Source organism: Haloarcula sp. Atlit-120R, assembly GCF_003665885.1.
GTDB lineage: Archaea > Halobacteriota > Halobacteria > Halobacteriales > Haloarculaceae > Haloarcula > Haloarcula taiwanensis.
In genome coordinates this window covers 1220797-1245844 of sequence record NZ_QPLN01000001.1, presented here as the reverse complement: position 1 = coordinate 1245844, position 25048 = coordinate 1220797, and the positions used below count along the sequence as shown (strand labels likewise).

Annotated in this window: 25 protein-coding genes; 13 read left to right on the top strand and 12 right to left on the bottom strand. The window is 65.4% G+C overall.

Features of this window, described 5'->3' with window-relative positions; all coding sequences use genetic code 11:
- The first annotated feature begins 14 nt into the window (after positions 1-14).
- Together DVK01_RS06445 and DVK01_RS06440 are read left to right on the top strand one after the other, a co-directional pair.
- Positions 15-860: an SDR family oxidoreductase gene (locus tag DVK01_RS06445; RefSeq protein ID WP_101348887.1), complete on the top strand. Its 846-nt coding sequence runs from the start codon at positions 15-17 to the stop codon at positions 858-860.
- On the top strand, positions 857-1591 hold the full coding sequence (locus tag DVK01_RS06440) for an acetoacetate decarboxylase family protein (protein WP_121536168.1): 735 nt from the start codon (positions 857-859) through the stop codon (positions 1589-1591). The genes DVK01_RS06445 and DVK01_RS06440 overlap by 4 nt, the downstream gene beginning before the upstream one ends.
- A gap of 194 nt (positions 1592-1785) precedes the next feature.
- On the opposite strand, the gene DVK01_RS06435 is transcribed toward DVK01_RS06440, so the two are convergent.
- The gene (locus DVK01_RS06435; RefSeq protein WP_101348886.1) at positions 1786-2139 is read right to left on the bottom strand and encodes a hypothetical protein; all 354 of its coding nucleotides are present in this window, start codon (positions 2137-2139) and stop codon (positions 1786-1788) included.
- Positions 2140-2249: 110 nt separating this feature from the next.
- On the opposite strand from DVK01_RS06435, the gene DVK01_RS06430 reads away from it, so the two are divergent.
- Positions 2250-3926: a histidine kinase N-terminal 7TM domain-containing protein gene (locus DVK01_RS06430; protein ID WP_121535995.1), complete on the top strand. Its 1677-nt coding sequence runs from the start codon at positions 2250-2252 to the stop codon at positions 3924-3926.
- A 290-nt stretch (positions 3927-4216) separates the two neighbouring features.
- Positions 4217-5323 carry a tRNA (guanine(26)-N(2))-dimethyltransferase gene (locus tag DVK01_RS06425; protein ID WP_121535992.1) on the top strand — a complete coding sequence of 369 codons (1107 nt, stop codon included), beginning with the start codon at positions 4217-4219 and terminating at the stop codon, positions 5321-5323.
- Positions 5324-5380: 57 nt separating this feature from the next.
- On the opposite strand, the gene DVK01_RS06420 is transcribed toward DVK01_RS06425, so the two are convergent.
- Positions 5381-5797 carry a hypothetical protein gene (locus DVK01_RS06420; RefSeq protein WP_101348883.1) on the bottom strand — a complete coding sequence of 139 codons (417 nt, stop codon included), beginning with the start codon at positions 5795-5797 and terminating at the stop codon, positions 5381-5383.
- Between the two features lie 93 nt (positions 5798-5890).
- On the opposite strand from DVK01_RS06420, the gene DVK01_RS06415 reads away from it, so the two are divergent.
- The 3 genes from DVK01_RS06415 to DVK01_RS06405 are packed head-to-tail and all read left to right on the top strand — an operon-like array spanning position 5891 to position 9492.
- Positions 5891-7327: an MATE family efflux transporter gene (locus DVK01_RS06415; RefSeq protein ID WP_121535989.1), complete on the top strand. Its 1437-nt coding sequence runs from the start codon at positions 5891-5893 to the stop codon at positions 7325-7327.
- 48 nt (positions 7328-7375) lie between these two features.
- Complete coding sequence (locus DVK01_RS06410) at positions 7376-8602, top strand: YihY/virulence factor BrkB family protein (protein ID WP_101348881.1); 1227 nt, start codon at positions 7376-7378, stop codon at positions 8600-8602.
- Positions 8599-9492, top strand: coding sequence for a phosphatase PAP2 family protein (locus tag DVK01_RS06405; RefSeq protein WP_121535986.1), 894 nt, complete (start codon positions 8599-8601; stop codon positions 9490-9492). Before DVK01_RS06410 ends, DVK01_RS06405 begins: the two co-directional genes overlap by 4 nt.
- Before the next feature lie 12 nt (positions 9493-9504).
- On the opposite strand, the gene glnA is transcribed toward DVK01_RS06405, so the two are convergent.
- Positions 9505-10860 (bottom strand): type I glutamate--ammonia ligase, encoded by a 1356-nt coding sequence (glnA, locus tag DVK01_RS06400; RefSeq protein WP_101348879.1) that lies wholly within the window; start codon positions 10858-10860, stop codon positions 9505-9507.
- A gap of 126 nt (positions 10861-10986) precedes the next feature.
- On the opposite strand from glnA, the gene lrp reads away from it, so the two are divergent.
- The 3 genes from lrp (at position 10987) to DVK01_RS06385 (ending at position 13666) form a co-directional block, all read left to right on the top strand.
- Positions 10987-11445: an HTH-type transcriptional regulator Lrp gene (gene lrp, locus DVK01_RS06395; protein ID WP_004960124.1), complete on the top strand. Its 459-nt coding sequence runs from the start codon at positions 10987-10989 to the stop codon at positions 11443-11445.
- Positions 11446-11585: 140 nt separating this feature from the next.
- Positions 11586-12182 (top strand): TetR/AcrR family transcriptional regulator, encoded by a 597-nt coding sequence (locus DVK01_RS06390; RefSeq protein ID WP_121535983.1) that lies wholly within the window; start codon positions 11586-11588, stop codon positions 12180-12182.
- On the top strand, positions 12179-13666 hold the full coding sequence (locus DVK01_RS06385) for an MATE family efflux transporter (RefSeq protein ID WP_121535980.1): 1488 nt from the start codon (positions 12179-12181) through the stop codon (positions 13664-13666). The genes DVK01_RS06390 and DVK01_RS06385 overlap by 4 nt, the downstream gene beginning before the upstream one ends.
- Positions 13667-13712: 46 nt before the next feature.
- Here the strand turns inward: DVK01_RS06385 and DVK01_RS06380 are convergent, their stop codons facing one another.
- Complete coding sequence (locus DVK01_RS06380; protein WP_198560205.1) at positions 13713-14255, bottom strand: Rieske 2Fe-2S domain-containing protein; 543 nt, start codon at positions 14253-14255, stop codon at positions 13713-13715.
- Positions 14256-14352: 97 nt separating this feature from the next.
- Here DVK01_RS06380 and DVK01_RS06375 point away from each other — a divergent pair, with 97 nt between their 5' ends.
- Positions 14353-14601, top strand: coding sequence for a hypothetical protein (locus DVK01_RS06375; protein WP_121535977.1), 249 nt, complete (start codon positions 14353-14355; stop codon positions 14599-14601).
- Positions 14602-14871: 270 nt separating this feature from the next.
- Positions 14872-15180 (top strand): NAD(P)H-dependent oxidoreductase, encoded by a 309-nt coding sequence (locus DVK01_RS06370; RefSeq protein ID WP_121535974.1) that lies wholly within the window; start codon positions 14872-14874, stop codon positions 15178-15180.
- A gap of 2 nt (positions 15181-15182) precedes the next feature.
- Here DVK01_RS06370 and DVK01_RS06365 read toward each other — a convergent pair whose 3' ends face one another.
- The gene (locus tag DVK01_RS06365; RefSeq protein ID WP_121535971.1) at positions 15183-16703 is read right to left on the bottom strand and encodes a hypothetical protein; all 1521 of its coding nucleotides are present in this window, start codon (positions 16701-16703) and stop codon (positions 15183-15185) included.
- Between the two features lie 138 nt (positions 16704-16841).
- On the bottom strand, positions 16842-17336 hold the full coding sequence (locus DVK01_RS06360) for a hypothetical protein (protein ID WP_101348873.1): 495 nt from the start codon (positions 17334-17336) through the stop codon (positions 16842-16844).
- Positions 17337-17507: 171 nt separating this feature from the next.
- On the opposite strand from DVK01_RS06360, the gene DVK01_RS06355 reads away from it, so the two are divergent.
- Positions 17508-18368, top strand: a complete 861-nt coding sequence (locus tag DVK01_RS06355) for a transcription initiation factor IIB family protein (RefSeq protein ID WP_101348872.1) — start codon at positions 17508-17510, stop codon at positions 18366-18368.
- On the opposite strand, the gene DVK01_RS06350 is transcribed toward DVK01_RS06355, so the two are convergent.
- The 6 genes from DVK01_RS06350 to DVK01_RS06325 form a co-directional block, all read right to left on the bottom strand.
- On the bottom strand, positions 18347-19063 hold the full coding sequence (locus DVK01_RS06350; RefSeq protein ID WP_121511992.1) for a P-loop NTPase: 717 nt from the start codon (positions 19061-19063) through the stop codon (positions 18347-18349). The genes DVK01_RS06355 and DVK01_RS06350 overlap by 22 nt on opposite strands.
- Complete coding sequence (locus tag DVK01_RS06345; protein ID WP_121535968.1) at positions 19060-19824, bottom strand: hypothetical protein; 765 nt, start codon at positions 19822-19824, stop codon at positions 19060-19062. The genes DVK01_RS06350 and DVK01_RS06345 overlap by 4 nt, the downstream gene beginning before the upstream one ends.
- Before the next feature lie 32 nt (positions 19825-19856).
- Complete coding sequence (locus DVK01_RS06340; protein WP_101348869.1) at positions 19857-20666, bottom strand: hypothetical protein; 810 nt, start codon at positions 20664-20666, stop codon at positions 19857-19859.
- Complete coding sequence (locus DVK01_RS06335; RefSeq protein ID WP_101348868.1) at positions 20663-20998, bottom strand: hypothetical protein; 336 nt, start codon at positions 20996-20998, stop codon at positions 20663-20665. Before DVK01_RS06335 ends, DVK01_RS06340 begins: the two co-directional genes overlap by 4 nt.
- Positions 20999-21152: 154 nt before the next feature.
- Positions 21153-21425: a hypothetical protein gene (locus DVK01_RS06330; RefSeq protein ID WP_101348867.1), complete on the bottom strand. Its 273-nt coding sequence runs from the start codon at positions 21423-21425 to the stop codon at positions 21153-21155.
- A 2-nt stretch (positions 21426-21427) separates the two neighbouring features.
- On the bottom strand, positions 21428-24955 hold the full coding sequence (locus tag DVK01_RS06325) for an LAGLIDADG family homing endonuclease (RefSeq protein WP_101348866.1): 3528 nt from the start codon (positions 24953-24955) through the stop codon (positions 21428-21430).
- Positions 24956-25048 lie beyond the last annotated feature (93 nt).

The following is a 25048-nucleotide window of genomic DNA, read 5'->3' as shown; positions in this document are numbered from 1 at the left end:
GTCGATTTCTTCGTATGTCTACGGATGACGCTGTCGTGCTTCTCACCGGTGCGGCGTCGGGCATCGGTGCCGCGACGGCGCAGGCGTTCGCCGACGACGGCTGGACGGTCTACGCGACAGACATCGAAAGCGCGTTTCCGGCAGCTATCCGCGAACGCTGTCGCTGTCTCGAACTCGACGTGACCGACGACGAACAGATAGCGACTGTTGTTGACCAAATCAGCACGGAGACCGGCCGGCTCGACTGTCTGGTGAACAACGCCGGCTACGGGGTCGCCGGCCCGGTCGAGGACGTGGCCAGCGACGACGTTCGCGAGCAGTTCGACGTGCTGGTCCACGGCCCACATCGACTCGCACAGGCAGTGCTCCCGGAACTGCGCGAACACGGCGGGCGCATCGTCACCGTCTCCAGCGTGCTGGGCCACACCGCCTCACCCGGGCTGGGCGCATACTCGGCCGGGAAGGCCGCCATCGAGTCGCTCTCTGACGCGCTCCGGATAGAGGTCGCCGGGGAAGACGATGTCCACGTCTCGCTCGTCGAGCCGGCGTGGGTCGAGACCGGCTTCGCCGAGGGCGCGCTGGGGAGCCTGACCGAGGCGGACCGGACACCGACCTACGACCGGACCTACGACGCGCTGGAGGACGGATGGGTGCTCACCGGCGGGCCGCTGGCGACGACGCCGGAGGCCGTCGCCGCGACGGTGCTGGCCGCGGCGACCGACGACCCACCGAAGGCCCGCTACCCCGTCGGGGCCTTCGCTACGTTCGTCCGGTGGACTCACTGGCTCCCGGCGCGACTGCAGGACCCGATTCACCGCGGGTTCGGCCGCGTGAGCGCGGCGCTGGGGCGGTGGCTGTGACGCGACTCGCCGACGGCGACCGGGTCCGGCTCTCGACGGGCCACGAGGTGACGCTCCCGCTGGTCACCGAGGCGACGGTCGCCGGCGCGGTGCTGCCGGCGCGATACGACGTTGCGGCGTCGCTGTTGCCCGAGGGACTGACGCCGGTTCGGGCGACGGCCCGGAGAGCCGCGGTCGTGCTCCTCTGTGTCGAGTACCACCGCATCGGCGACGACGCGATGTCCCCATACGACGAGTTCGCGGTGGCCATCGCGGCGATGCCGGACGGGCGGCGGCCGCCGTTGCTCCCCCTGCTGACCCGCGCGGCCGGGGCCTACGTCTGGTCGCTCCCGGTGACGACCGAACCCGCACGCGCCCTCGGCGACGAAATCTGGGGCTACCCGAAGACGGTCGCCGACATCACCCACCGCGACGACACGACCGGCCGCGAGACGACGGTCGTCGAGGACGGCGACCGCGTGGCGACGGTGAGAATCGACTGGCCCCGGGCCTGGGAGCGCCGGGAGCGGATAGCGAGCTACGCGGTCCGGGAGGGGCGACTCGAACGGACGCCCGTCGCGTTCCAGGGGAAACTGGGGGCCGCGCCGCTGAGCGGGCGCGTCGCCGTGGCTCCGGGCGACCACGAGCGGGCCGACACGCTCCGCGCGCTGGACCTCGGCACCCGGTCAGTGCTCCGGTTCTCGCTGGACGGGCGGATTACGTACGGCGCTGGGCGGGCGGTAGAGCGGTAGCGGGGGGTAGCAGGAGCGGAGCAGTGCGGTAGCAGGGTGGTGCGGAAGCCGTACCACAGGCGTACCGCGCCTCCGGCGCGGTTTCCCCGGACTCGCCGCGGTGCGGCGAGTCCGGCCTTTTTCGCCCACGTTTTTGTACGAGGGTTGAGCGCTCGCCAGCGGCGAGCGCGAGGCCCCCGTGGAAAAAGGTGGGTCTACAGAAACTCCCGCACCTCGGAGTACCACATATCGTGCTCGTCGACGGCGTCGATGGCCTCGGCGACGCGGACGGCGATGGCGTGCCAGCAGAGCTGGTCGGGGTCCTCGGCGTCGAGGTTGTACTCGCTGTCGGCGCAGGTACAGCCGCCGTCCTCGACGATGTACTCGTCGTCGTGGCCGACGACGACGGTGAAATCCCGGTACTGCTTGACCCGGCTCTCGCCGACGGCCTCGATGGCCTGGTGGCCGCGGTCGCCGTGGACGTCGACGATAGCCGACACTGCGTCGGGGGTCAGCTCCCCGGCGGCTTCGAGGTCGGCCACCCACTCCTCGACTCCGGTCACAGCCATGCTACGGAAAGGGGTGACAAAACGGCGTCGGCTTCAGGAGCCCGGCGGGGAGTTATCAATGCTTGTACTGTGCCCAGAAGGGTAAACACGGAGCGGCGGCTTCGTCCGGCATGGACCTCCCGTGGCTGGCGCTTGGCTCGTTCGCCTCGGGACTCGGGTCTGTGTATCTGCTGACACGCCTCCGGGCCCACTGGGGCAAGCCCGGCGCGCAGTGGTTCGTCGCCACCATCGTCACGCAGACGGTCTGGTGTTTCGCCTACGGCGCGGCGCTGCTCGTGTTCGACCCGACCCTTCGCCTCGCGCTGGAGATGGTCGCCTGGCTGGGCATCATCTGGATAGGCTTCTGTTTCCTCTCCTTTGCGCTGGGATACACCGGCCGGACGACCGTCCTGGAGAGCTGGTGGTATCGGGCTGTGGCAGCGCTCCCGCTGGCCGGCACGGCGCTCGTCGTCACGAACCCGCTCCATACCGTGGTCTGGCAGGGGTTCCGTGTCGTACCGGCTGCCGGCGGCGCGGGGGCCGAGTACGCCGTCCTGCCGGTCGGGCTGCTCACGATTATCGTCGCGATGCTGTTCGTCAGTTTCGGGACCCTGCTGGTGTTCGATACGGTCGTCAGCTACGGCCCGCTGTACCGGCGCGAGGCGCTGGCGGTCGGACTGAGTCCGATACCGCCCGGCGCTGCGGTGTTGCTGTGGGCCGGCGGCGTCGGGCCGGTGCCGGCGGTGAACCTGACGACGCTCATGTTCCTGCCCCACGTCGCCCTGGACCTGTACGCGTTCGTCCGCAGCGACATGTTCGAGTTCCACCCGGCGACCCGCCGGGCCGGCGAACGGGCGGCCATCCACGACATCGCCACGCCGGTCGCCATCGTCGACGGGCAGGGCCGCGTGGTGAATCTCAACCCCGCCGCCGAGCGGATGCTCGCCGTCGACAAGCACGAGACACTGACGGAGCCGCTGAACGACTTTCTCGGCGACGACGACATCGCGACCGACGGCGGGAGTTCACGGGTGTCCGTTGAGGCCGGTGGTCGACACCGCGAGTTCAAAGTCCAACAGACAGCGCTCCGGGACGAGGCGGGCACCCAGTTGGGCTACACGGTCGTCTTTCAGGACATCACCGACGAAATCCGCCGCGAGCGCCGCCTCGAAGTGCTCAACCGTTTTCTCAGACACAACGTCCGCAACGAAAGCGTCGTCATCCAGGCCCGGGCGGAGCTGCTGGCGTCGGAACTCGACGGCGAGCGGGCCGACCACGCGGCGACCATCGAGCGGTCGGTCACGCGCCTGGTCGAGTCCGGCCAGAAGGCCCGGACCCTCGCGGAAGCGGGGGCCGGCGACGCGGCCCCCGAACCCGTCGTGCTGGCCGACCTCGCCGCCGAGGTCGTGGCGGCCGCCCGCGAGGAGTACGGCGGCTCGGTCGCCGTGGAGATACCGGACGACCTCCGGCTGACGACCCAGCCGGCCCTGTTAGAGATTCTGCTCGCCAACCTCGTCGAGAACGCCCTCCAGCACGTCCCGGACGCCGCCGTCACCGTCGGCGCAACAATCGAGGGCGACGACGTGGTGGTGACAGTCAGCGACGACGGTCCCGGGGTGCCGGACCACGAACTCGGCGTGCTGGAGCGGGGCCGCGAGACGGACCTGAACCACGGCAGCGGCATCGGCCTCTGGCTCGTCCGCTGGACGACCACGACGCTTGAGGGGGACCTCGACTTCGACACGAGCGACGGGACGACGGCGACCGTCCGACTGCCACAGGAGCGGACGGCCGCCGAAGCGGCGTGAATGTGGTAATCGACGTAGGCAGCCGCCACAACCGACAGTTCCGCCTGCAATTACACAACCGACCAGACTCAGTGCCATTGCACAGCCGACATCGGGTGGGACCGAAAAGGGCCGGCCGCTCGACGTGCGAGACGACGTAAGCACTGGAACGAGCGTGGCGAGTGAAGGGCGCAACGAGTCGCAGTAGTCGAGCGGCCGGGGGCTTTCTGGCCGTTCGTAATAAATCAAGCACCGCCAGACCCAACACCGAGGTCCGAACGACTTAACGGCGCACGCACGGACCGGGGAGTATGCGCGTCAGTGAGGGCCGAGTGAGCGTCACGGTGCCGGAACAGCCCGACGCCGGGAAGGGCGCGGACGTGTTCTTCAACCCCGTTCAGGAGCTGAACCGCGACATCACCGTGGCGGCGCTGCGGGCCTACCGCGAGCGAACCCCCCGCGTGTCGACGTATCTGGACGCCACCGCCGCCAGCGGCATCCGGGGCGTCCGCGCCGCGGCCAACGACTGGGAGACGACGCTGTGTGACATCGACGACGACGCGACGGCGCTGTGCGAGGAGAACCTCGCTCGCAACGACCTCGCGGCCTCGGTCCGGCGGTCGGACGCGAACGTCCTCATGCACTCGGAGGCCTTCGACGTGGTCGACGTGGACCCGTTCGGGACGCCCATTCCCTTCGCCGACGCGGCCGTCCAGGGGACCAAGCACCTCCTCTGTGTGACGGCCACCGACACCGCGCCGCTGTGTGGGGCCCACTTCGAGAGCGGCGTCCGGTCGTACGGCGCGGTGCCGCGAAACACCGAGTTCCACGCCGAGATGGGGATGCGCGTCCTCCTGTCGGCGATGGTCCGCACCGCCGCCCGGTACGACATCGCCGCCCGGCCGATTCTCAGCCACGCGACGAAACACTACGCCCGGACCTATCTTGAGTTCGACCACGGGGCGAAAGTGGCCAACGACTGCATCGACGAACTCGGCTACGTCCACCACTGCCAGCACTGCCTCTGGCGCGACCACGACCGCGGCCTCATCGCCGACGCGCCCGACGCCTGCCCGGTCTGTGGCGAACACCTCCAGACTGCCGGCCCCATCTGGCTCGGCCGGACCTGCGAGCCCGAGTTCGCCGACGCCGTCGCCGACCACGCGACCGAGGAGATGGGCACCGCCGACGAGGCGACGGACCTGCTGGCGACGCTGTCGGCCGAACTCGACACGCCGACCCACTACGACCAGCACCGCCTCTGCAAGCGCTGGGGCCGCGGCGCGGAGGCGATGGACACCTTCATCGAGAAACTGCGCGACGCCGGCTACGAGGCCTCACGCACGCACTACGGCGGGACGACGTTCAAAACGGACGCCGACGTAGTGGAAATCCGCGAGGCGACGGCGGAGTCGTAGAATCGGGAATCGGGGACAGTGCCACAGATTGCGACAGAAATGTGGTTGAAGCGATGCCTACCGACCGTTCGCCCGCCCGACGCTCTCCCGGACCGCAGCGACGAAATCGTAGCCGAGCAGGTACACCGGGCGCAGGAAGTAGTTCGCCATGCCCGCGAGACCGAGCAGCCCGCCAATGGCCTGTACCTCTCCGGGTGTGGCCGACAGGCGGACGAGCAGCGCCAGCGCCGTAACGAGCGGCGCGAGCCACAGCGACCGGGCGATACCGCCTACATCGACACCAGCCACGGGGCCGAACCGGTCCGCGTCCGGACGGGCAACAAACAGAACAGCCGTCAGTACCAGCAGCCCCACGACAATCGGCAGGGACGCACCGATGCCGGCAACGCCGAAGCCGATAGCCAGCGCGGCCGCGACGAGCAACAGGACGGTTACCTGCATCGTCCCGTGCCGGATGGCCGCTTCCGTATCCATATCCGGTCGTTGCAGCGGCGCTGTATAAACCCTGTGAGGGCGGCGTCGCTTTCTTAACACCTTTCGGAGTCGACCGCAAAGCAGTGGCGAGACGTGCCCTTCACGTTCAATCCGGTCCGTGGCGTCCTACTGCTCGTCGGCAGTCTGCTCGCACGATACGACCTCGTCGAGCACGAGCGGGTCCGCCGGGCGACGGACCTGTCCTGGCCCCGAATCGTCACCGGGCTCGCACGGATGTCGAAGTCAACGGTCGACGTGGCGATGGTGGGGCTGGCGCTCGGACCGACCGCCATCGCCGGCGTCGGCTTCGCCGCGCCGTTCTGGGAACTGGTGTTCGCGCTGGGCGCAGGTGTTGCCGGCGGGACAATCGGCATGGTGTCACAGCGGTACGGGGCCGACGCCGACGGGGAACTGGCGGTCACCGTCACGACCAGCGCCGCTGTCGTGCTTGGGCTGACGCTCCCGCTGGCGGCGGCGTACTGGGTCGTCCCCGGACTACTCGTCGACCGCGTTGGAACGGGGTTCGAAGCCGTCGGGTACGGGGTCCAGTACCTGCGTATTATCGCCCTCGGTGTCCCCTTCGCCGCACTGAATCTTATCGGCAGCCGGACGCTGGTCGGGGCCGACGACGCCTGGACGCCGATGCTGTTGCGGGCCGGCGGCGCAGTCGTCAACATCGCGCTGAACGCCGTCTTCATCTTCGGGTTCAGCCTCGGCGTCGTCGGCGCGGCGCTTGGCACGGTCATCGCGAACGTGCTGGTCACGGTCGGGTTCGCGGTGGGGCTAGCTCGCGGTGGCCTGCCGATCATCGGCGCGTTTCCGGTGCAGGTGTCGGTGTCGCGGCCGTTCCTCGACCGGGACCTGGGGCGGGACCTCGCGGAGACCGGCGCGCCGCTGGTCGGGGCCAACCTCGCCCGGACCGGGGCGCAGTTCCCGCGGCTGTTCATCGTCGGCCTGTTCGGGCCGGGCGTGGTGTCGGCCTACGTCGTGGCGCTTCGCGTCCGGGCGCTGCTCGATACGCCGAACTGGGGCCTGAGTCTCGCGTCCAGTAGCCTGGTCGGGCAGGCGCTGGGCGACGGGAACGAGGCCGAGGCGAGCGTCTGGGCACAGACGGTGCTCCGGCTGAGTATCGGGGTGTACATCGTCGTCGCAGCGACACTGCTCCCGTTCTCACGGGGCATCGCCCGCCTGTTCGTCTCGGACCCCGCGGTGCTCCCGCTGGTGACGGTGTTCGTCGCCGTCGCGTGTGGCAGTGTCGTGTTCCGGGGCGTCGACGGCGGCGCAATCGGACCGCTCCGTGCCAGCGGCGACACGCGCTGGCCGTTTTACTCACAGCTGGCCGGGATGTACCTGTTCGCCCTCCCGCTTGCGTATCTCGGCTACGTCACGCCGCTGGGCACGCTTGCGCTGTACGCCTCGCTGGTGTTCGAGACGGCGGTTCCCGCGGCTGTGACCTACTATCGGTTCCACTCGGGGACGTGGCGGACCGTGAGCCGATCCTACCGGCCCGACGCGGCGCTCGACGACTGACATCAATCAGTCGACAGTATATTTGTAGCCCCACTCCGACATGCTCGCGTGGACCGCACACGCGCTGTCTCCGTCGGTCAGGAGGTCATCCGCACGGTACGGGAGGAGGAGGTCTCCTTTCTCGCAGCCGGCATCGCCTACTACATGTTCGTCTCCCTGCTGCCGCTGTTGTTGCTGACGCTGGTTGTCGGTACGCTGGCGGGCGGGGAGGCCTTCGCCGAGCGAGTCGTCAGCGCCGCCGGTGACGTGCTTACGCCGGCGGCGTCGACACTGCTCGAAGACGCGCTGACCAGCGGGGCCGGCCGCGGGGGTGCGACTGTGCTCGGTGTCGGCGTCACACTCTGGAGCGCGCTCAAGGTGTTCCGCGGGCTGGATACAGCTTTCAGTCGCGTCTACGGGACGGACGGCCCCGACTCCATCGTCGGTGAACTCGTCGACGGGCTGGCCGCGCTGGGCGGCATCGGCATCGCACTGGTCGGGCTCGGTATCATCGGCGCGTTCGGGACGGTACTCGGTGTGCAAGTCGCGCTCGGCGGGCTCGCGCTCGTGCCCGTGCTGGCGGTCGCGTTCCTTCCGCTGTACTACCTGTTCCCCGATCAGAAAATGACGCTGCGGGAGGCCGTCCCCGGCGCGGTGTTTGCCGGTGTCGGGTGGACGGTGCTCGGGACGGGGTTCAACGTCTACGCGGCACAGGCCGACTCCTATCAGGTGTACGGGATCATCGGCGGGGTCCTGCTGCTCGTGACGTGGTTTTACTTCGCCGGACAGGTGCTGCTCGTGGGGGCAGCGGTCAACGCGGCGCTCACGGACCGGCAACTACAACAGGTATCGCACCGACGGTCCGGCAAAGCGATGAGTGAGGACGCTGACGAAACCGACACGCCCCCGCCGGCCGGAACCGGACGAGACGCCGATGCGCTGACAGACGAGGAACTGCAGGACCTCCGCGAGGAGTTCGAATCGTTCCGCGAGGACGTCGAGGACCGAACGCTCCACCGTGACGAGGTGAAATCGGACCTCAAGCAGTACGTCCGCCGCCGGATGCGCCGCGGCCACGCCCGACAGTGGGGGCCCTACATCGTCTTGCTGTACGGCACGATCATGACCCTTGGCGCGTTCTACTACCTGCAGGGCATGTGGGCCGTGCTGGCGATGCTGGTCATCTGGCTGTCAGTGCTGGGCCTTTATACCATCATGATTGCGGTCGGGGTGACACTGACTGCCACCGGCCTCCCCGGACGGCTCATCGACCGCGTGCGCGACTGGCGACAGTGATACGGGCTGTCGGCGTCACCGAGGTGCTGTCGGCGCTGCCCGGTGCAGTCGTCGTGCTGTTCGCGCTGCTCACCCAGCTTGGGGATTTCTGGTTCACCTTTCTGGCCTGTGGCCTGCTGTACTGGCTCGGCCCGTGGACACCGAAACTCGGTCGGGACCTCACTCGCGACCGGACGGCGATGCTGGTGGCGCTGCTCGCAGTCGGTGTCGCGCTCGTCGTGTCACTGAAGGGTATGTTTGCACTGCCGCGGCCGCCTGGGGCAGGCACGGCCACCCACGCCGAGCTACTTCCAGCGGCGCTGCGGGGCGTCTACAAGTCGATGGCGACCGGAGAAGGGTTCGGCTTCCCGAGCGGCCACGCCACCCTTTCGCTGCTCGTCTGGGGCGGTATCGCGTGGGCGCTCCGGGTCGGCACGCGCCGACAGCGCACCGCTGTCGCCGCGACAATCGTTGCCCTCATCGGACTCTCTCGGCTAGTACTGGGCGTCCACTACCTCGCCGACATCCTCGCGGGCTTTGTCATCGCCGGGACGGCCCTCGCACTCGCCCTCGGGACGCTCAAAACGCCCGAGCGGGTGTTCGGACTCGCGGCTGTCATCGCCGTCATAGGGCTGCTCGTCAGCGGCGTCTCTCGTAATTCGGCCGGAGCGTTAGGCGTTGCTGTCGCGGGCGCTGTGGTCTGGTCGCGACTGGGTGATACGATTCCGGAGCCGACCCGGCACGGTGTCGGTATCACGGCGTTGCTGGGCGTTGTCTCAGTCGGAACGTTCCTCGGCGTGACGTTCGGATTAGACCCGTCACCGGTTGCCGTCACGCTGCTTGCGGCGCTCGGGACCGGAGCCCTGCTGACGCTACCGCTGGCTGGTGAGCGACTCGCGAAAAAATACTGAAGCGGTGGCCGTTTAGAACTTCTCGAGGTAGCGGTCGAGTTCCCAGTCGGAGACGTCGACCAGGTACTCTTTGTGTTCCTGACGCTTTGCCTCGACGAAGTTCTCGAAGACGTGCTCGCCGAGCGCGTCGCTGATGACTTCGTCCTGTTCGAGTTCATCGACGGCTTCGCCGAGGTTCTCTGGCAGCGTGGTGATGCCGTACTCCTCGCGTTTCTCTTCGTCGAAGTCGTAGATGTTCTCCCGGACCGGGTCCTCGCATTCGAGGTCGCGCTCGATACCGTCGAGCCCGGCGTGAATGAGCGCCGCGAAGGCGAGGTACGGGTTACACGACGGGTCGGGGAAGCGAGCCTCGATACGGCTTGCGGCCGGGGTTCGGGCGGCCGGCTTGCGGATGAGCGCCGAGCGGTTGCGGTCCGACCAGGCGACGTAGACCGGGGCTTCGTAGCCCGGGACCAGCCGCTTGTAGGAGTTCACCGTCGGGTTGGTGACCGCGGTGATGGCCGGTGCGTGTTCGAGGATACCGGCGGTGAAGCTCTTTGCCGTCTCGGAGAGGTTGAACTCGTCGTCCTCGTCGTGGAACGCGTTCTCGCCGTCCTCGGTGAACAGCGAGATGTGCGTGTGCATGCCGGAGCCGTTGATCTTCGGGATGGGCTTTGGCATGAACGTCGCGTGCAGGTCGTGTTCGGCCGCGATGGCGCGAACGACGGACCGGAAGGTGGCGACGTTGTCGGCCGTGGTCAGGGCGTCGTCGTAGGTGAAGTTGATCTCGTGTTGGCCCTGTGCGACCTCGTGGTGGGAGGCTTCGATGTCGAAGCCCATGTCTTCGAGGCCGTAGATGATGTCACGGCGCACGTCGGAGGCGAGGTCCTTCGGCGCGAGGTCGAAGTAGCCACCGGCGTCGTTGGTCTTGGTGGTCGCGCGACCCTCTTCGTCTTCCTCGAAGAGGAAGAACTCGGGCTCGGGTGCGGCGTTGACCGTATAGCCCATGTCGTTTGCGCGCTCGATGGCACGCTTCAGGACGCCACGCGGGTCGCCGGAGAACGGCTTGCCGGTCGAGGTGTCGATGACATCACAGATGAGGCGGGCACTCGAACCACCTTCGACGTTTTCTCTCCACGGGAGCACGGAGAACGTCGACGGGTCCGGGTCCAGGCGCATGTCGGACTCCTGAATCCGGACGAAGCCGTTGATGGAGGACCCGTCGAAGTAGATGCCCTCTGTGAACGCTTTCTCTGCCTGGTCGGCTGTGATCGAGACGTTCTTGATCGTGCCGAGGATGTCGGTAAACTGGAGCCGAAGGAAGTCGACGTTCTTCTCTTCGATCTCGTCGAGTACCTCCTCCGCCGCCTCTGAAAGTTCGCTTGTCATCTTTGGACACCCGATAGGAGCGGTGCTACTACTAAAACCCTGCTGATTTGCGCAAAGGTTTCGACGCTTTCGCCTACATTTGGACATTCGTAAAATTCTAATCCCTGGGGGGCGTCTCCAAGCGTAATGACGTACGAAAATCTCGACCGTGAGTTGGTGAATGCACTTCTGGGTGACGGCCGTGCCAGCCTCCGGAGCCTCGGAGAAGACCTCGACGTGTCGGTAACGACCGTCTCGAACCACCTCTCCGACCTCGAAGACGAGGGGATCATCAACGGGTATACTCCCAAGGTCGATTACGACAAGCTCGGCTACGACGTGACGGCAATCATCCAGCTCAAGGTTGAGGGGTCGTCGCTCCCGGCGGTCACCGAGGACCTCAAAGAGCACAAGCAGATGATTTCGGTGTACGAGGTCACCGGCGACTACGACATCATCGCGGTCGGGAAGTTCACCGACACCGACGGCATGAACGCCCAGATAAAGGAACTGCTCACCGACCCGGACATCAGGGAGTCGAACACCTCCGTTGTGCTCAACGCCGCCAGCGAACACGAGCAGTTCGACCTCGATCTGAAGGAGTAGCGACCGCCCTTCTACCATCGTGCCGAACGCTCTCAGAGCGACAGCTCTCGTGAGTCTGACCCATCGATGGCATGGCATGCACACCCATCCGCAGAGAGTACCGACGAATACTTGACTGACCAGTCAGTTAGTTTCGCGTAATGAACGACGGCGACACGGCCGACGATATTATGGATGCGACCTACCGTGCGCTGTGTACGTACGGCTATGCGGACCTGACGATGCAGGACATCGCCGACGAGTCGGACAAGAGCAAGGCCGCCCTCCACTACCACTACGACAGCAAGCACGACCTCCTCTGTGCGTTTCTCGAATACCTGTACGACGGGTTTGTCGACCGGATCGAAGACCCGGAGGGCGAAACTCCACACGCGCGCCTGCTTTCGCTCGTTGACTCTGTGCTTGACAAGCCGGACGACGGGAGCGAGGAGTTCGGGACGGCGATTCTCGAAATCCGTGCCCACGCACCATACGAACCCGGCTTTCGTGAGCGGCTGACGAAATTCGACGAGTACCTCATCGACGAACTCGAAGCGATTCTCGAAGACGGCATCGCTGACGGGACGTTCAAATCAGACCTCGACGCCGAGGAAACGGCCCGGTTCATTGTCACCGTGCTGACCGGCGCAGCGACCGAGCGCGTTACGACCGGTCGCCCGGTCGAGTGTACTAGACGGATGCTCACCGAGTATGTCGAGACACATCTTCTGGACGGCCAGCAGGAGGTCACAGCGTGAGCGTCCGGCAGAAACTGGCTCGGCTGGGTGCGCGACTCGGGAACCTGTTCAAGGGACAGGATGAGTTGGACCTGACCAGTGGCGACATCGGCAAGCCGCTACTGTTTCTCTCCTTTCCCATCGTCATCACGAACCTGCTACAGGTGGCGTATAACCTCGCGGACACGTTCTGGCTGGGGCAGTACTCCACGACGGCGCTTGCGGCGATTTCCTTTGCCTTCCCGATGATTTTCCTGCTCATCTCGCTCGGCATGGGACTGTCAGTGGCGGGCAGCGTACTGGTCGCCCAACACACCGGGGCCGAGGAGCACCGCGAGGCCGAGTACGCCGCCTCCCAGACGGTGACGTTCGCGCTGTTGGCCTCTGTGTTGCTCGGCGCGACGGGTTACTTCTTCGTCAAGGACTTCCTGTCACTGCTAGGTGCATCCAGCGAGGTGCTCCCGGGCGCGACCGGCTACCTGCAGGTCGTCTCGCTCGGGCTGACGGCGATGTTTGGCTTCTTCGTATTCATCTCGCTGATGCGCGGAGCCGGCGATACCATCACGCCGATGCTGGTGATGTTCGGGACCGTCGTCCTGAACATCGTCATCGACCCGTTCCTCATCTTCGGCTGGTGGGTGTTCCCCGAGATGGGCGTCGTCGGCGCGGCCGTCGCGACCATCTTCTCGCGTGGTGTCGCGCTGGTCGTCGGCATCGCCATCCTGCTGTCGGGCAGGCGCGGCGTGCGGATTCACCTCGGCGACATGTCGCCCGACCTGGAGTACCTCCGGAAACTGCTGCGGCTGGGCGTCCCGGCCTCCGTCGAGGGGACCGGGCGTGCGCTGTCGGTCAACGCCATGCTGTTCATCGTCGGGACGTTCTCGGTCACCGTCGTGGCAGCCTTCGGCGTCGGCATCCGCGTGTTCTCGCTGGTGTTCATGCCGGCCATCGCGATGGACCGCGGCGTCGAGACGATGACCGGCCAGAACCTCGGTGCCGAGCGGCCTGACCGCGCGGCGACGGCCAACCACTTCGCCGCGAAGGTGTCGTTCGTCATCCTCACCGTGCTGGGCGCGGTCACTATCTTCGCCGCACCGACCGTCGTCAGCGTGTTCAGCGACGACCCCGAGGTCGTCCGCATCGGGGCCGAGTTCCTCCAGTGGGTCGCCCCGACCTTCGGCTTCATCGGCATCGTTCGGGCCTACTCTGGCGGGTTCCGCGGGGCCGGCAAGACCCTCACCGCGGCGGCGCTGGCGATTACCATGCTGGGTATTATCCGACTCCCGGTCGCCTGGGTCGCATCCCGACCGGTCACGGTCCCAGCGTGGCTTGGCCCGCAGGTCGTCGACCTCTTCGCGTACTCGCTGGCTGAACAGGGTATCTGGCTCGCCTTCGCCGTCTCGAACGTACTCGCTGCTTTCATCGCCGCCGCCTGGTTCCTCCGAGGAACGTGGCGCGACGCCGACGCGCGGGCCGGCAGCGAACCAGCCGTCGCTGACGACTGACGGCGTCGCTTGCTGGGAGACAACCGCAGAAAAACGCAGACGTGAGTCAGCGCCGTTCGGCCCGCTCGAAGCGCTCGTCCGTGAGGTACACGTCGCCGTCCTGTACTGCGACCTCAACACCGTCGAGAGCGTCACCGGCACATGGACCGTGCGTACAGACGCCGTCCGTGGGTTCGAACTGCGCGCCGTGCTTGTGACACACGAGTTGGTCACCGCGGACAATCGCGCCCCGACCGGGGTCCAGCGGGACCTCGGGCTGGTGCGGACAGGAGTTACGCCAGGCGACGACGGCGTCGCCTGCACGATGCAGGATGCAGTTGACACCTCGTCGACCGTCGCGCGCTTCGAACACGAGCGTGCTGTCGGTGGGCACCGAATCGAGCGCGACGATGCGGCGCGGGTCCGCACCGTCGTCGTTGCCGTTGGGTGACCGCTCGTCGTCATCGCCAGACTGGTCGTTGTCGCCAGTGCCCGAAAAACTGAACCGGACGGTCGCGTCGCCGGCTTCGACCTCGCCACCGTCGTCGTGGATGCGGACCGACTCCGACTCGCCGTCGGTGTCGACGGTCACGTCCACGGGATCACTCATAGCGAGTTGTCGGCGGTTGACGCACATAGCGATGTCGAAGTTGTCCGCAGCATGCCGGTTGCAAAACGGAATTATGTCAGCCCCTCGGAACGTGGGTATGGACCGAGACGACGTGTCCGTCGAAGTCGAAGTCGAGGTAGAGATAGACACAGCGGAACTGGAAGCAGAAGTCGAAGATATGGCGGAGTTCGAAGCCGAACTGGAAGGCAAGGGCGTCGAAATCGAACTAGAAGCTGAAGTCGAGTTCGCCGAGAGCGACGAACACGAGGCAGTGGACGAGACGGCGGAGTCGGAAGTCGACGAGGAGATAGACGGGACAGCGGAGAGCGACGAAGATCAAAAGTAGTCACAGACAGCGACAGCGGCGATCGGCAGGACGATCTTCAGTAAGCGAGAGGAAATCAAGTTCCGATCGCAGGTGCGTACCGGTCGGAGCCCGTGGCTCTTCAGCGGTGTGATTGAGAGGGGGCGATCAGTGTTCAGTATCGTCGGCCGTGGCGACGGTTTCATAATGTCACTCTGGACCGTCTAGCCGCGTAGCTACCTCTCAGAGTGCGTACTGAAATTTATTTCTCAGAGTACTCACCAATAGGCACCGGCTATGGACAGGCACACCATGCACGACACGCCACACGTTATCGGGATCAACGGCAGCCTTCGAGACGACATCGGAACCAGAGTCGCCGTTCAGCGCACCCTCGACGCGGCGGCGGGGGCTGGCGCAACGATTGCGCACATCGACCTGCGGGAGTGGGACCTCTCGCTGTTCGACCCCGACACGTGGGCTGCCTTCGAGGACGGCAGCATCGCCAACAGAGACATCGCTGACCGCATCGAGGAACTGGGCGAAGACGTCGTCGCGTACGCAGGGATTGCGGACCGACACGGGGAGACAGAGCAGTCGGAACTGGCGACCGGTGACTGAGGTTACTCGAACCAGTCGACGAAACTCCCCTCAAGCAGATTCTCTTCCTGATGACGGATGTAGGTGGCCTGCATCCCCCAGATCGCTTCAGCAAGCGGGACGTTCTCCTCGACGCGGCGGCGAACGTAGTCGTGTTTCCACCGTGCGGGCGTGAGCCGGCGATCGACGCGCTCGCGCAGCGGCCGGATGTAGCTGTGGGCCTCCTCAGCCGAGAGACCGCGCTGTTCGAGACCCTCGCGTGCGTGCTCGAACAGTTCGCCGTATATTTCTTCGGTGCTGGTCGTCGTCGCCCCGTCGGCGGTTATCCACTCGATTTTCGCCCGGAGACCGTTCCGGGCGGCGGTGTAGAAGTTCTTCTTCGCCGTCTCCCAGTCCAGCGACCGGATAGGGTGTTCGAGCTGTGGTAGGCTCTCCATCAGGCCAGCAAAGACAGCGGCGAATCCGATTGCATCGTCGACGGTCGGCTGTGCAGCCAGCGGGCGGAACTCGATGCGAGCGTTGGCCGCCGACCGGGTCGGCCCCTCGAACACCGGCCTGACCCACCGCCAGTACGTGCCGTGCTTGTGTCGGAAGTGGACGAAATCGTCGTCGAAGCGGGTCCCCGACTGTAGTTCGACCGGAACGATGGTGTCGTCCTCGACGATATCGTCGATGGCCGCCTCGACTGAGTCGAAATCCGGCGGAAAACACACTTTCGGTGGCGTCGAATCGCCGTCGGGCGGGTTGAGCACTGACTCGAAGACGCCGATACGGTTCTCCATGTTCGCCCCGGCGACGATCTCCAGATCGGGCGCGTCGTCGTAGAGGTCCGGCGGGAAAAACGGAGAGTTGACGCCAAGCGCCAGCAGCGGCGCAGCAATTCGGAGTGCGTACGTGAAATACTCCGGTAGGTCCGGGGCGTGTGGAATCTGGTAGTGGGGTTGAATCGAGGTGATGAGCGACTCCGGCATCACCGTCTCGGCCTGTAGCGAGACGTGTGGCGCGTCGATTTCGAACGCCGAGGGGTAGTCCGTGTTGGCCATCGTGTGATAGCGGATGGAGTCGGACATGTTCGTCCCGATGCGGACGCCGTTCTGTTCGACGCAGTCACAGAGGTACTCCCGGGCCGTCTCACCGGCGGGTGGAACGGTCCACATACCGTCGGAGACGAGCCGGATACCCTCGTTGCGTACCCGTTGCTGGGCCGGCATCAGCGACGCCTTCAGTTCGTTTCGCTGGGCCGCCAGCCCATGCGTATTCAGCGGCTGCGGACTCGTCTGCATCTCCGCGTTGTGCAGGCCGAGTTCCTTCTCGAATCCGATGAGTTCGAGCAACTGTCGAGGGACCCGCTGGAGCGCGTCGGTCTGCTCGTCAACGGCGTACAGCTCCAGTTCCATACCGACGATCGCTTCCGTGTTGTCGAACGTCCCGTCGCGAACAGCGGATTTGAGCGCTTCGGCTTCCTCGCGCGCCTGTTCGTTGAACGACTCGCTATCCGCCGCAAGCACCTCGGCCACCCGGTCTGCCAGTTCCGAAGCCGACATAACTCCGCGTTTGCAGCCATAGGTGTTAAGCATGCCCCAGACAGGTCGCGAGGAGCGAGACAGCGGTTTCGACACCCCCACAGCAGCTCGCCGATGTTACTCACTCCCGACCTCGCCGAGAGAGTTATGCGCACACCCTCACAACAGCTCGCCGATGTCGCTCATCGTCTCTCTTAACGGGTCCCGTTCCGCAGTCGTCAGTGCGCCCTCGACCGCATCGCGGGCCGCGGGCAACGGCTCGTGCGTTTCGATGTACACCGCCAGGGCAAACTCCTGTTCAGTTACGTCAGCGAGTGCGATGGCATCGCTGCGAGAGAGGTCCCCGGCGAGCCAATCGGCGATTATCTCACGGCCCTGTGGGCCGACCGGTGACACTTGCTCACCGACGAGATGGAGCGTCTTGGCGGCCATCACAGGCGCAACACCGGCGGCGCGGCCCGCATCGCCGACGCTCTTGCCGGCTGCGTAGGCCTCGACGACGGTCGCCGCTGTCGCCGCCGAGCACGGGAGGTCGTCGGCCACGGGAGCCAAGCGCTCCGAGAGCGGCGCGTCCGTTTCGTCGACAGCAGCGACGCCGTGGTCACGCTGGTGGGTCGTGACCTCGACACCGGCAGCGATATCCGACAGTGCCATTAAAAATTTTCTTTTCCGTATTGGAATTTAATGCTGTCGGTATCCCGATAGACTCTGGTACCGACCCCGACAGCTACCTACCGGTTACCGGTTGGCAGTTTCGACGAAAACCGCCCGGAAACCCGTCTTTGCATCGGTTTTTTAACCCGCCATCCAGCCGTAGGTGGAAACATGAGTACGACGGTAACGCAATGTCCGGAGTGTAACGGGTCAGTCAAACAGCAGGGCGTCGAGTCGGTCTGTAGCGGCTGTGGGTTAGTCGTCGGTGAGGACGCCATTGATCCCGGCCCAGAGTGGCGGTCGTTCGACGATGACGACACGGACCGGGCACGCACGGGCGCGCCGTTGACGCGGTCCCGTCACGACCGCGGCCTTTCGACGAAAATCGGCCGGTCGACGCGGCTCAAAGGGCGCAAACGCCGTCAGTTTGCTCGCCTCCGCCGCGAACACAACCGCGCCCAGATCAGTTCGAAGCGTGAGCGAAACAAGGTGTATGCCTTCACCGAGATACGGCGTATCATCAGTTCGATGGCGCTCTCAGACGCAATCAGAGACCGAGCGTGCGTGCTGTTCGAATCCGCACAGAACGAGGGCCTGCTGCAGGGACGGACGCTTGAAGGGTTCGCAGCCGCGGCCATCTACGCCACTTGCCGAACCGAAGGCGTTGCCCGGACCGTCGACGAACTCTGTACTGTCGCCAAAGCGACCCAGGCAGAGCTTCGCGCGGCGTACGACGCCCTGAACAGAGAACTCGGGCTACCGACTGGGCCGATTGACCCCCGCGAGTACGTCCCCCGGTTCGCAACGACGCTGGACCTGCCTACGGAAGTGCGACAGCGCGCAGAGCGGCTCGTCGACGTGGCACAGGACCGTGGACTGGTCAGCGGGCGCAATCCGGCCGGTGTCGCTGCGGCGTGTCTCTACACCGCAGCCCAGGAGCAGGACGTGGCGCTCACGCAGGCCGAAGCAGCAGAGACAGCAGACGTAACGCCGGTCACGTTACGGGGGACCTACACCGAGCTACAGGAGTAAGCGGCGTCGGCGAGCGCTTCAAGCGAGTGTTTGGCCGGCGTGTCCGGGGCTATGTCTCGAAGCGGCTGTCCGTGCGCCTGTGCCGTCGCTAGTGGCTCACTTTCCGGGATGGCAACGACTGGCGCACCGAACCGGTCTGCGGCGGCGCCGGTCGCAGAGTTCGGACCGGCTCGGTTGAGAACGACCCGACAGAGTCCGGCGTCGAGTTCGCGGGCCAGCGCCCGAACCCGGAGCGCGTCGGCGAGGGCCGCACCTTCCGGCGTCGTGACGAGTACCGCGGCGTCGGCGGCTGCAAGGGGCAGCCCTACGTCGGCGTGCAGGCCGGCTGGCGAATCCACGATGACCCAGCGATAGGTCCGCTCCAGCGCAGCGAATACGTCTGTGAGGGCCTGCAAATCGGTACTTCGAGCGCCGGCTAGCGTTCGTCCGCACGGGACGAGAGTCACGGGACCGTCCTCGCGGACAGCCTCGTGTGGGTCGGCGCGGTCAGCGAGAACGTCGTGCAGGTCGGGGCCGTGGCTGGACGGGAGGTCCGCCATCCCGAGATCGCCGTCGACGACGACGCTCCCCGCGTTCGGGTTCGAGAACGAACCCCTGCTGTCAGCCCGTTCGAGTTCGTCGAGTTCCGCCGCGAGATTGTACGCGACAGTCGACTTGCCGACGCCGCCCTTGCCGCCGGTGACTGCCAGAATCATGCCAGCCGGGCCAGCGTTTCGGTCGGCACCGTGGCGGCCGCTCGTCGATCGGCGAGCCGCTCGGCCCGCCGGGCCAGCGCCCGGAGCATTTGCTCGTCAGTATCGCCGCGTGCCGCAACCGTCCGGACGCCGGAGAGGCCGTCTGCCGCGCGAACTGCAGCTGTCGCCGCCGACAGCGACTCTGCCTCAGCCAGCCGCTCGGCACAGTCTACCCGCCGAGCAACGGTTTCGAGCCACTGCAAGACCGCATCGGGGAGTTGCTGCTCCGGACGCCGGCCGGACGCCCCCGGCCCGGTTGACTGATGACTTCCCTCTGGCAGTCGTTCGATGTCCCGCCCGGGTGTGGGGCCGAGCGGTCCAGCGCTCGATGTTTGGGATACGTGGGCCGACTCAGCTGTTGGCACAGCATCAGAAGGCGGTGACGGGTCACCCAGCTCTCTGAGTACGGCAGCTGCAGAGTCGAGTCGCTCGTCGGCGATACTAGTCTCAGGCGCTGGCTCGGCACGCACCAGCTCCGCCGGCTTGGCGGCCGGCGGGGCCGGCGTCGCGTACCCGAGCGCGTGTGTCCCCGGCCTAACGGCTCCCTCGAACCCACCTTCCGACCAGCCGGCCTCAGGGACGCCCTGCGTCCTCGGTGGCCAGAGCGGACCATCGAGACGATTCTGAACGGTAATTCGAGTCGGTTCAGGGATGTCGCCGACAGTGGCCGTGACGAGCGTCACGTCGTCGACTCGCTCGGCGCGACAGTCGAAGGTAACCATAGGGTCGGTGGCCTGGCCCTCTGATTTAAAAGTCAGCAACGAACGACAGGGGCGTCGAGACAGTCTGATGCAGCTGTCGGCGATCTGAACCGGTTCGTTTCGAGGACGACCGGTGCGGGCGTCTTCGCGAACCGGAGCACGCCCAGAGCGGCCGTTACTGGATCGGCATCGAACGGGCTGTCCGGAACTGGCCCCGGAACGGTGTCGATGGCCCGAGCAAACGTCTCGGTACATCGGTCGACGAGAGTTGCCCGAGCGCTCCGCCGGAGGTTGGCCAGTTCGTCGGCAAACCGACGCTGTTCCTCCAGCGTGTCCCGGTAGGCGCGTGCCCGCTCCCGGCGGAGTTCGCGAGTTTCGCTGACGGCAGCCCGCCGCGTCTCCCGTTCGCTCAGTTCCGTTGCCGCGTCGCGGAGGGCGGCCTGTGCCGCTTCGTCGTCTGCACCGACCGCCTGCCGAGCGGTGAGACGCCCGCGGTGGGTAGCGACCGCTTCCTGCAGGCCGTCGATGGTCGACTCCGAGACCGGGTCGACAGGGTCCGGCAGCTCCGGCGGCGAACACTCAAGCTTGGCCAGTTTTGCGCGGCAGTCCGCGATAGCGTCGTCCTGCGGCGTCTCGTATCCCCGTGATCGGGCGGCAGCCGCAAGTGCAGTTCGCGTTCGGAGTCCCATCGACGGGTGGACGTGTCCGGCGTAAACGTACACGGCCGGCGGTTCCGGACAGGACACAGCCGGAAGGCACCGCCGTCCGCGGATGCTCGCGGCGACGGTCCGACCGTCGACGGTTCGGGCACGGAGGTCGACGACAGCACCCGTATAAGTAGTTCCAGCGACGCGGAGCTTCACAGGTTAACGCCTCGGAGTTGGTCCGGGTCCGGGAGATCACGTCCCGACGCGAACCGCTCGTAGGGCGTCGCCGGTTGCTCGCGTGCCTCGTACCGCCTGGCCGCCTCACGAACGTGTTTCGGGACATCCGTCGGTTCGAACGGCTCAACGCGCTCGATCTGAACGTCAAGCCCGTGTTTCTCGTGGAGTCGGAGCGCCTGAAACGCCCCGAACTCGGTCCCGGAGAACAACGCTGCTCTCCCGAACTGCCGAACGACACAATCTTCGTGGGCACGACAGACGTTCCGCAGGTCTCTGCGTGCCGGCCGAGAGTACGTGACGACGAGTAGCACTGGATAGACATTGCTATTATTGCTATAAAATTTTACTGAATTGAAGTAGTTTTATAGTGAATATATGAAGGTCTGGAGGAGAAAATAGATGGTAATCGGGACAAAACGGTACAGTCTGCGGGCGAGATCGACAGCCCCACGACCCCGAGGCGGCCTACTCGACGGCCGTGACGGTGAACTCACCGGCGTCCGAAACGAGGTCTCGAACCCGTTCGCGGGCTGCTGTCTCGGACGGCGCAAGGACAACGAGCCCGTCAACGGCGGCCCCGCCGCTCGCCCGGTATGCCTGCAGGTCGCCCTCGAACTCAGTTGCGTAGGTCCGGAGCGTTCCGCGAACGTCCCGTTCGAGGTCACCGAGCGATTTCGACCCGGCCTCGAAGTCGGCCAGCGCCTCTTCGATGTTGCGGAGTGCGGAAATACGGTCCATATTCAGGTCGTCCGGAGATGGTCCGTCCGGGGCTCGTACACCTCGCCCTTCTGTTTCAGCTTGTCAATCTCGTGTTCGGCCTTGGACTCGTCGATGCCGACCTCCTCCGCGCGCTCGATGACCACGTCAGCGGGTGCGCCCTCGTCGTACTCGTCCTCGATGTCGGAGATGATGCCCTTGATGTTCTGGATGCGGTCGCGCTGGGTCTTGGACTGGCCTGTCTCGACCACATCGGCGTCGAACTCGCCGGTTTCGGGGTCGACCCCGATTTCTTTCAGGCAGTAGTGGGCGATGTCGACGGCCCGGTCGGCGTCGGCCTCGTCGACGGTGTCCGACAGCCGAATCCGGGCGGACGCCTCGGCAAGCCGGACCAGCGCCTCCAGTTTCCGGGCGGTGACCGGGACCGGCGCGTCTTCGTCCTGGCCCTTGAGCCGCAGGTCGACGTAGAAGTCCTCGATTCGCGATTTCGCATCCTCAGTCATCGTCGGGAAGCAGTTGCGCTTCGCGTAGGCAACGTACTTCCGGAGGAGATCTGGTTCGATGGTCGGTGCGACCTCCTCGGTGACCGTGTCGACCTCTTCCTCGCTGAAATTCGAGGTCGGATTCTGCGTCCGGTGGGTGTTGAGTTCGCCGGCGTAGTTGGTCTGGATGATGTGTTCGGCGAGGTTCCGGTCGGCCTCCTCGTCGGGCTTGTCGGTGACGGTGAAGATGAGGTCGAACCGGGAGATAAGCGCCGGTTCGAGGTCTATCTGCTCGCCGATTGGTTCGTACTGGTCGAAGCGGCCGTACTTCGGGTTGGCCGCGCCCAGCAGCGAACAGCGGGACTTGAGCGTCGCGTTGATGCCGGCCTTCGAGACGCTGATTCGCTGCTGTTCCAGCGCCTCGTGCATCGCCGACCGGTCCTCCGGCGTCATCTTGTCCAGTTCGTCAATGGCAGCGATACCCTGGTCGGCGAGCACGAGTGCGCCCGCTTCAAGCGTCCACTGCTGGCCGTCGCCGAAGTCGTCGCGCACGGCCGCGGCGGTCAGCCCCGCGCTCGACGACCCCTTCCCGGAGGTGTAGACAGAGCGGGGCGCGATATTCTCGATATATGATAACATCTGGGAGTTGTGCGAGACAACCCCGTTAGTGAGGTAATTGTGCGTGCCCTCGATTTCGAGGTCGTAGACCCACTCTTCGTCGTGGTCGATGGGTTCTATCGATTCGATTCGGTCCCACGCGACGTCTCCTTCGACGAGTGCAGTGAGTGCATCCAGGTCTTGACGGAGTGAGCCGGTTCCGCCCCCGTCGCTGGCCGCAACGTCACCGGACGGAGGCTCGTGACTCATCTCAGCTAACCGCGTCTCGAACGCATCGAGAACCGATTCGAGACTGTCACGACTCGGGTTTCTGCGCCCCCGTTCGTAGTGTTGATACGTCGACCGTGGAAGGCCACATTCGGACTGCGTCAGTCCAAGCGTCTCCCGGATGCGACGGAGTTCCGGACCCAGAGCAGGGACGGTATCCAGGTTCGTATCTCCGCGGGTGCCCTCGAATTTCTGGCAGGCCTCAGTCTTTCGCTCCGTAACGAATCCGATGGTTTCCGCGTACTCGTGGACGGACTGCCCGGAGATGCGGAGCCGGTAACTTCCGTTGTTTCGGGATTGGAGTTGCGCCGTGATTCCCTGTGTCACGAGGAGTGTCCGGACATCTTCCAGCAGCGGTTTACTCATCGAAGCAACGGTAATTTCCCGTTGTGACTTCGAGACGTGGCCCTCCCCTTCGATATATCCCCGAAGGAATCCGGAGCCGACGTCGTCGCTAGCCCGCATGATAGCTCGCGGAACGCGTCTGTCCGCCGACGACGCGAGCAGCGTCTCGTCCAGAGATGCGAGGAAGCTCACGAACTCACCGGCCGAACACAGCAGTTCGCGGGCAGCCTTCCCGTCGTGGGAGTCGCGTTCCGTGACGTTGAGATTGAGCGACTCTAGAACGGATTTCGCGTCATCGAGCACTTCGGAGTCGTTGTTCGTTATCGAAACGAAGCCGGTGTTGTCCGGGCGCTGTTCGACGTACCCTTCGGCGACGATGTATCCGATGAGCCGGGCCAGTTCGGGAGTCCACGTCGCCGGCAGGTCGAGGTCGACCCTGTTGTTCGCCTGTGATTTTCGGAACGTGACGTCCAGTTCGTCGCAGGCGGCTGTAGAGAGGGTCCGAGGGACTGCGATGTGAGTCCCGGTCTCCAAGTCCTCGGCTTTCCTGGCCTGGAACCGACCGGCGGATTGGACAAACAGTGGATGGGACGGAGTGACGTCGAGTTCGTGCCCAGTCGCGGTCCGTATCCGATACAGGGAGTCCGGTGCTTCGCGTTTCCAGACCTTTGTCGCTCGCTGGGCGGCTATCGTTCCGTCGGACTGGAGTGACGGGACATCGAAATCAGCGGTGTCCCACACCCCGTCGTCGACCGGTTTGGGGTCGTCCAAGTTCGATTCGACGAGCTCCCGTATCGGGCGTTCGTGACCGTCTGCGAGTGTCACTCTGGTATCACCGTGAACGCATTTCCCCGTCCCAGGGTCACCTATCAGCAACATATGGAGGTCCCCGCGTATACGCGAGCCGTCAGGAAGCTCCTTGGTCACGCCCGAGAAGAGCTGGAGCATCATCGCGAGCTTCTCCTTCTCGTAGCCGTAGATGGAGGGGGCGATAGCGCCGACCATCTTGTCGTAGATGTCGGATTCGTTGGAGAGTTCGACGATTTCCTTCTTGTCGGCGTCGGTGATCTCCATATCCTCGAACTGCTCGTCCTCGATTTCGACGCTGATACCCTCCATGTAGATGTCGAACATCGGGGACTTCTCGTTGTCCGATCCCCGCTGGTCGAGTTTGAGGACACCGGTCACGCGGACGTGGTCGCCCGCGGTGACGTGGCCCGTGATGTCGTCCTCAATGTTGACATCGATAGACTGGGGCGTCTCGCCGCCGCGGAGTCCTTCGGGGGACTCCTGGACGCGGAGCTTCTGGGCGTCGATAAACTGGGACTGGTCGGTGTTGAGCCGGAACGGCCCCTGTCGCTCACAGCCCTGACACTCGTGGGGCTCCTGAAAGTCACCGGCAGCCTGTGGGATGCGCGTGAGTGTGCCACAGCGCTGGCACTCGAATGCGGCCTCGATAACCTTCGGCCGCACGTCGGTCGCCTTCCGAATGATGCCCTGGACGGCGACGAGGTTGCCGTGGTGTTCGTGGCGCAGGTCCCGGATGTCCTCCGACTCGGGGAGGTTCCGGACGCGGACGTGAGCCTGGCCAAGCGAGACGTCGACCGGGAGGTCGTACAGTCGAAGGGCCTCCTCGGCGTACTCCTGAATCTGCTCTGGCTTGGTCCGGTAGTCGTCCGCCAGGTCCGGATCGAAGCGATAGAGGTCGTCCCAGTCGATATACAGCGATTTCTGGTCGTTCGGGTATTTCTGGGCGAGCTCACCGATTTCGTTGCGGTAGTAGTTGCGGTAGAACTCCTCGAAGCGGTCGATGAGTTCGGTGTTCTCGGCGGTCGCCATCTGAGTGGACAGTGGTTATGCCCACTGGCCTAAGAAGGTTCGCAAACCGGGGTGGAACTGAACCGCGGCTGTACGGGGGTGGTATTAGTATCA

Coding starts and splice junctions, on each gene's coding strand:
- DVK01_RS06445 (WP_101348887.1), top strand. CDS start 15: ATGTCTACGGATGACGCTGTCGTGCTTCTCACCGGTGCGGCGTCGGGC.
- DVK01_RS06435 (WP_101348886.1), bottom strand. CDS start 2,139: ATGGCTGTGACCGGAGTCGAGGAGTGGGTGGCCGACCTCGAAGCCGCC.
- DVK01_RS06430 (WP_121535995.1), top strand. CDS start 2,250: ATGGACCTCCCGTGGCTGGCGCTTGGCTCGTTCGCCTCGGGACTCGGG.
- DVK01_RS06425 (WP_121535992.1), top strand. CDS start 4,217: ATGCGCGTCAGTGAGGGCCGAGTGAGCGTCACGGTGCCGGAACAGCCC.
- DVK01_RS06420 (WP_101348883.1), bottom strand. CDS start 5,797: ATGGATACGGAAGCGGCCATCCGGCACGGGACGATGCAGGTAACCGTC.
- glnA (WP_101348879.1), bottom strand. CDS start 10,860: ATGACAAGCGAACTTTCAGAGGCGGCGGAGGAGGTACTCGACGAGATC.
- lrp (WP_004960124.1), top strand. CDS start 10,987: ATGACGTACGAAAATCTCGACCGTGAGTTGGTGAATGCACTTCTGGGT.
- DVK01_RS06390 (WP_121535983.1), top strand. CDS start 11,586: ATGAACGACGGCGACACGGCCGACGATATTATGGATGCGACCTACCGT.
- DVK01_RS06380 (WP_198560205.1), bottom strand. CDS start 14,255: ATGAGTGATCCCGTGGACGTGACCGTCGACACCGACGGCGAGTCGGAG.
- DVK01_RS06375 (WP_121535977.1), top strand. CDS start 14,353: ATGGACCGAGACGACGTGTCCGTCGAAGTCGAAGTCGAGGTAGAGATA.
- DVK01_RS06370 (WP_121535974.1), top strand. CDS start 14,872: ATGCACGACACGCCACACGTTATCGGGATCAACGGCAGCCTTCGAGAC.
- DVK01_RS06365 (WP_121535971.1), bottom strand. CDS start 16,703: ATGTCGGCTTCGGAACTGGCAGACCGGGTGGCCGAGGTGCTTGCGGCG.
- DVK01_RS06360 (WP_101348873.1), bottom strand. CDS start 17,336: ATGGCACTGTCGGATATCGCTGCCGGTGTCGAGGTCACGACCCACCAG.
- DVK01_RS06355 (WP_101348872.1), top strand. CDS start 17,508: ATGAGTACGACGGTAACGCAATGTCCGGAGTGTAACGGGTCAGTCAAA.
- DVK01_RS06350 (WP_121511992.1), bottom strand. CDS start 19,063: ATGATTCTGGCAGTCACCGGCGGCAAGGGCGGCGTCGGCAAGTCGACT.
- DVK01_RS06345 (WP_121535968.1), bottom strand. CDS start 19,824: ATGGTTACCTTCGACTGTCGCGCCGAGCGAGTCGACGACGTGACGCTC.
- DVK01_RS06330 (WP_101348867.1), bottom strand. CDS start 21,425: ATGGACCGTATTTCCGCACTCCGCAACATCGAAGAGGCGCTGGCCGAC.
- DVK01_RS06325 (WP_101348866.1), bottom strand. CDS start 24,955: ATGGCGACCGCCGAGAACACCGAACTCATCGACCGCTTCGAGGAGTTC.